Source organism: Microtetraspora sp. AC03309 (genome assembly GCF_020826795.1).
Taxonomy (GTDB): Bacteria; Actinomycetota; Actinomycetes; order Streptosporangiales; family Streptosporangiaceae; genus Microtetraspora; species Microtetraspora glauca.
The window spans coordinates 1-5,589 of sequence record NZ_JADDIL010000156.1 but is presented as its reverse complement, the minus strand read 5'-3'; the positions used below and the strand labels follow the sequence as shown (position 1 = coordinate 5,589).

Sequence of the window (5,589 nt, the reverse complement as noted above, 5' to 3'; positions counted from 1 at the left end):
CGGCCGATCACGCTCGATCGCCCGCCGCAAATGCGACACATACGACTGCACCGTCGCCAGCGCAGTGACCGGAGGCGCACCCCCGTACACGTCCTCGATCAGCGTCTGGGTGGAGACCACGGTCCCGTGCGACACAAGGAGCCGGGCCAGTACGGCGCGCTGGCGTGGCCCGCCAAGCTCGACCCGCGCGCCGTTGTCGTCATAGACCTCCAGCGGACCGAGAACCCGGAACTCCATGCATACCCCCTGCTGATCGGCACAGCGAACACGACGCCCGGGAGACCCGGCAGTCGCGACAGCGCGGCGACCCCGATCGTGATCCTTGGGGCACGACGGTAAGTCGTCCGGCCGCGTCTGCTCATCCGCCGCCGGAGGGATTCTCCGTCCTCCTCCAGTCGTTCTCGGTGAGGGGTACCCGGGCCTCGAGGAGATGGAGAGCCGCCAGCCGCACGGCCCGGCAGAGGGCCATGGGTGCGTAGAGTTCCTTCGCCTGCCACAGCGGCGGATGCCACTCGGGGTCCTGTCCCCTGAGGAACAGGTGCCCTGGCGGCAAGCACCAACGCCGGCCGAACCGCCTTGCCCCCTGAAGATCCGTTCGACCAGTCGAAGTGGTAGTCCGCCACCCGCAGGGCCGGGTCCGGGAGTGTGCCGACCGCGCGACGCGGCTCCGGACGCGTCAATGTTTTTCCGAGCTCGGGTGACATCACTCGGGTGAATTCTCAAGTCGCTCCCAAGGGCCGGACCGCAGCGTGGCCGGCCGTCCCCTTGCCAGGTTGCTGATCATCGGCAGGTTGCCCCAAGTTGCTCGCAAGGACGGCGGGGGAGCCTCGGGCGGGCGGATCACTCGGTTCTGCGACAAAGCCCCGCGATACGAGCAGAGCCCCCCGTAGTACGACCGGAAGCTCCGCGATGCGAGCGGAGCCCTGTCATCTGCACGTGTTCCTGATCGCCACAAGCGAGCCGAGAGGGAGAGCCGCGATCGTGTTGGCCGATATTCGTTCGCCTCGTGACCTGAAGGATCTGACACCGGAGCAACTCGCCAGGGTCAGCTCCGAGATCCGGTCCTTCCTGGTGCATTCCGTATCACGCACGGGGGGCCATCTCGGCCCGAACCTCGGCGTGGTGGAACTGACGCTCGCGTTGCACCGGGTCTTCGACTCTCCCCACGACCGCATCCTGTGGGACACCGGTCACCAGGCGTACGTCCACAAGCTGGTCACCGGCAGGCGGGACTTCTCCCGATTACGGGCCAAGGACGGGTTGTCCGGGTATCCGAGCCGGGCCGAGTCCGAGCACGACGTCATCGAGAACTCCCACGCCTCCACGGCCCTGTCGTACGCCGACGGTCTGGCTCGGGCCTTCCACGTCCGGGGCGTGACGGACAGGGCGGTCGTCGCGGTCGTGGGAGACGGTGCGCTGACCGGCGGGATGGCGTGGGAGGCGTTGAACAACATCGCCGCGGCCAAGGACCGTCCGGTCATCATCGTGATCAACGACAACGGGCGGTCGTACGCGCCGACCGTAGGGGCGCTCGCCCAGCATCTTGCGGTGCTGCGGGAGACAGGCCACGACGGCCTTCCTCGGCCATCCGTCTTCGAGGGCCTGGGCCTGCACTACATCGGCCCGGTCGACGGCCACGACATCGGCGCGACGGAGTCGGCGCTCCGGGCGGCCCGCGACGTCGGGGCGCCCGTCGTCGTCCACTGCCTGACCAAGAAGGGGCGGGGGTACCGGCACGCGGAAGACGACACCCGTGACCACTTCCACGGCATCGGCGCGATCGACGCGGCCACCGGTCAGGCGGTCGGGTCGGGCTCGTCCCGCACCTGGACGTCGGTGTTCGCCGAGGAGATGGTCCGGATCGGAGCCAGTCGCCCCGACGTGGTGGTGCTGACGGCGGCCATGCTCGCGCCCGCCGGTCTGGATCTCTTCGCAGGGGCCCATCCGGATCGGGTGTTCGACGTCGGCGTCGCCGAGCAGCATGCCGCGACCTGCGCGGCCGGTCTGGCGGCAGGCGGGCTGCACCCAGTGGTGGCCATCTACGCGACCTTCCTCAACCGGGCGTTCGACCAGGTCCTGATGGACGTCTCGCTGCATCGCGCGGGGGTGACATTCGTTCTCGACCGGGCCGGGGTCACCGGTGACGACGGGCCGAGCCACAACGGGATGTGGGACATGTCGCTGCTGCAGTGTGTGCCGGGCCTTCGTCTGGCGGCGCCGCGCGACGCCGTCCAGCTCGCGGCGCAACTCCAGGAGGCGCTCTCGGTGTCCGACGCCCCCACCGTGGTGCGGTTCCCGAAGGGCCGGGTGGGGCCGGAGATCGCGGCGCTGGAGCGAGTCGGCGGACTGGACGTGCTCGCGCGCACCGTACCGGCCCGCGATGGCCACGACGTCCTCTTGGTGTCAGTGGGCGCGATGGCCCGGACATGCGTGGACGTCGCCGATGGCCTCGCCGTGCACGGAGTGGGGGCCACGGTGGTCGATCCGCGCTGGGTCAAACCGATCGACGAGGCGCTGCCGCGCCTGTCCGAACGCCACGACCTCGTGGTGACCGTCGAGGACAACGTGCGGGCCGGCGGTGTGGGCGCCGCCATCGCCCAGGCCCTGCACGACGCGGGCGTTGCCGTCCCCTGCCTGAACTTCGGGATCCCCGCGGACTTCCTGTCCGCGGGCGGGCGCGACGAGGTACTGAAGGAGATCCGCCTGACTCCCACCGCCCTGGAACGAGAGATCCTGCGCCGGCTCGCGGATCGCTCACGCCCGGACACGGCAACCGGTACCCAGCCGACCGGCGACGCCCTGGCCGCCTCATCAATCGCCTCATGAATCAAGCTCCCACCACGAAGCGATCACCGGACGACGGAAGAGATATGGACACATACCAGGTTCCTCAGGTTCTCCAGAACATCGACGCGCATCCGGTGCCGGTCCTGCTGGCCGGGGCCATCGCCAACACCGGGGCGTACATCCTGTACATCGAAGGCATCCGGCTGGGGTTCCGGCACAGGACGTACGCGATTCCCATCTTCGCCAACATGTACTTCTTCGCGCACGACGTGCTGTTCGTCAGCCTCTTCAGCCACTGGTTCACCGAGGTCGACCACTGGCTGTTCCGCATGTTCTGGGGTGCCCTCCTGATCTTCGCCGTACTGGAATGCGTCGTCCATTACCAGACGATCAAGTTCGGCCGTCAGGAGCTGTTCCCCGGCCTCACCCAGGGGCAGTACGTCGTCGCGTACTCGGCGATGCAGGCGGCGATCGTCGTGCTGTTCTGGTTCGTCTACAGCGGCCTGGGCGACCCGTTGTTCCTCCTGACCTTCTCCACCACCATCATCGTCGCGATCGGCTGGTACATCCCTCTGCTGCTGAAGCGTCGCAGCCGTAAGGGACAGTCGTTCCTGCTCGCCTGGGGCCTCGTGCTGTTGAACGGCTTCTTCTTCCTCTTCCTGCCGCGGATGTCGGACGCCTTCACCGCCCCGGTCTATCACGCGATCGGAGCCACGACCACGGTCGTGAGCCTGGTCTACCTGTGGCTGCTGACCCGCTACCCGGCCTACGCCGCCGAGCACGAACCGCGAGGTGCGCTCTCATGACGACCGATCTCGGCATGCCGGTCCTCCCACTCCCGCGGCGTCCCGCAGGGCCTCCCGGCAGATCACCATCGGATCCGTACCCGTGGGCGGTGGCGCCCCCGTCTCGGTGCAGTCGATGACCACGACGCTGACCGCGGACGTCAACGCGACCCTGCGGCAGATCGCCGAGCTCACCGCGGCCGGTCCTACTCGTGACAACCTACGGGCTGCCGGGGACGACCACCCGCGGTCCTGCGGGCATCGCCTCCGGTGCCCGGCGCGGAGCGATCGCCGCTGCTCTCGCGCGGTCGTACCACCAGGTGAGCCCGTTCCGCTCCGCCAGTCGTTCCAGAGCGGACAGGTGCGCGGTGGCTGCGGCCGAATCGTCCATGGCGTCGGCCAGCAAGGCCAGGTACCAGTCGACGGGACCGAGCCCGCTTATGGACTCCGCTGAGATCCGCCCCGCGTACGGCAGCAGCGCCGAATAGGTCGTACGGCACGCGGAGACGTCGCCGACGACTGCCTGCGCCGCCGCCTGCAGGCAGGTCGTGGACAGCCAGGACCAGTCGCGGGGCGGCGACTGCCGGCCCTGCCGGACCAGCATCCGGGCCTCGCCGACGCGCCCCTGGGCGCTCAGCAGCAGAACGCGGGCGTCGTGGTCCATCGTCGGGTGGATGCCGGAGATCGCCTCGATGAGCGGCCCGGCCTCCGCGATGGCTCCCTTGCGATAGCTCAACAGGAGCCGCCCCGCGACGACCGCCCTTCCGCCGTACCACATGCCGATGCGCTCGGCCTGCCGCTCGGCCTCGTCGTACTGCGTCTCGGCGTCGTCGAAGCGGCCGTCGAGGGCGAACCGGTTGGCGCTCCACATCGTGTGCTGGAGACGCGACCAGGGCAGTGGCAACCGCTCCAGCAACTCCTCACATCGCGCCGCCGCCCGATCCGCACCGGCCACGTCGAACAACTCCAGCCGGTTGTGGGTGCGCATCATCTGCGCGAGCAGTTCGAACCTCGGCGTCCGGGTGCTCACGGCCAGGTCGTACAGCTCGTCGCTGATCTCCAGCAGTTCGGGGATGTGCAGTGGCTGGAGCAGCGCCAGATATCGCGCGTTGAGCATGCGCATGAGCAGATGCGGATCGCCCAGGCGGCGGGCCATCGCCACGGCCTGTGCCGACAGCTCATCACCGCGTGGGTCACCGCTGCCGTCGTAAAGCTCCTGGGCAAGACCGCCGAGCAACCGCGCCCGCTCGGGACTGTCACCCTCCCCCAGCGCTTCCAGCGCCGTCTCGAAACGGCGCACCAGGCGCAGCTCGACCGCCTCGTACGGATCACGCAGCAACCACAGCGCGGGGGCGTCGAGAGCGGTCAGTGCGCGTGCGGCCAGCTCCGGAGGGGCGGCGGCCCGATCGGCGATGCGTACGGCCTCGGCCCTGGCCTGCCGCGCTCCTATCGCGTCCCCTGCCTCCAGCAGCGCGTGGACCTGCCGCAACAGCAACTCCACATGGGTCTCCGGGTCACCCGCGGACGCGCCGTGAGCGAAGACGGCCCGGCCCCACCAGGAGGCCGCTTCCTCGTAGGCGAGTCGGCGATGCCCCTGCTCCGCGGCGGCCGCTGCCCAGCGCACCGCTTCCTGGTAGGCGGCGGGCCCCGCCTCGACCGCATGATGGGCGATCGCCTCCACGTCGCTCCCGGGACGGGCGGCCAGAGCGGCCGCGATAGAGCGGTGCACGGCGGCCTTCCGAAGGGGCGGGATGTCCTTGACGAGGCTTTCGCGGACCAGGTCGTGGGTGAAAGCCAGGCGACCGTCGGAGGGGGTGACGAGTCCCGCCTCAACGGCCTGATCGAGCGCGTGAAGCGGGGCGTGGCCCACCTCGGAGACCAGCCCCGGGTCGAATTCGCGGCCGATCACCGCGGCGATCCGCAGAACCTCACCCGCCTGCGGCCCCAACACGGCCAACCGCTGACGAATCAACTCCGCCACCGCATCAGGCACCTCCTCCAACGAGCGCCCCTGAGC

3 protein-coding genes and 2 pseudogenes are annotated in these 5,589 nt (G+C 69.5%); 3 read left to right on the top strand and 2 right to left on the bottom strand.

The window, feature by feature from the left end:
* The coding region (locus tag IMZ11_RS41655) for a helix-turn-helix domain-containing protein (protein ID WP_228648962.1) at positions 1 to 237 on the bottom strand (237 nt) is incomplete at its 3' end.
* Positions 238 to 909: 672 nt separating this feature from the next.
* Between IMZ11_RS41655 and IMZ11_RS41650 the strand changes: the two genes are divergently transcribed.
* The 3 genes and pseudogenes from IMZ11_RS41650 to IMZ11_RS41640 all read left to right on the top strand — a co-directional run.
* Positions 910 to 2,826 carry a 1-deoxy-D-xylulose-5-phosphate synthase gene (locus tag IMZ11_RS41650; RefSeq protein ID WP_374463237.1) on the top strand — a complete coding sequence of 639 codons (1,917 nt, stop codon included), beginning with the start codon at positions 910 to 912 and terminating at the stop codon, positions 2,824 to 2,826.
* Positions 2,827 to 2,870: 44 nt separating this feature from the next.
* A complete protein-coding gene (locus IMZ11_RS41645) occupies positions 2,871 to 3,593 on the top strand; it encodes a hypothetical protein (protein WP_228648958.1) in 723 nt (240 codons plus the stop codon).
* Positions 3,590 to 3,777, top strand: a pseudogene (locus IMZ11_RS41640) (flavodoxin-dependent (E)-4-hydroxy-3-methylbut-2-enyl-diphosphate synthase); the annotation flags it as partial. The gene IMZ11_RS41645 and the pseudogene IMZ11_RS41640, both read left to right, overlap by 4 nt.
* A 15-nt stretch (positions 3,778 to 3,792) precedes the next feature.
* Here the strand turns inward: IMZ11_RS41640 and IMZ11_RS41635 are convergent.
* Positions 3,793 to 5,589, bottom strand: a pseudogene (locus IMZ11_RS41635) (hypothetical protein); the annotation flags it as partial.

What these genes read in the sequence shown, in the direction of transcription:
- IMZ11_RS41650 (WP_374463237.1), top strand. Translation starts at nt 910, where the DNA reads ATGCGAGCGGAGCCCTGTCATCTGCACGTGTTCCTGATCGCCACAAGC.
- IMZ11_RS41645 (WP_228648958.1), top strand. Translation starts at nt 2,871, where the DNA reads ATGGACACATACCAGGTTCCTCAGGTTCTCCAGAACATCGACGCGCAT.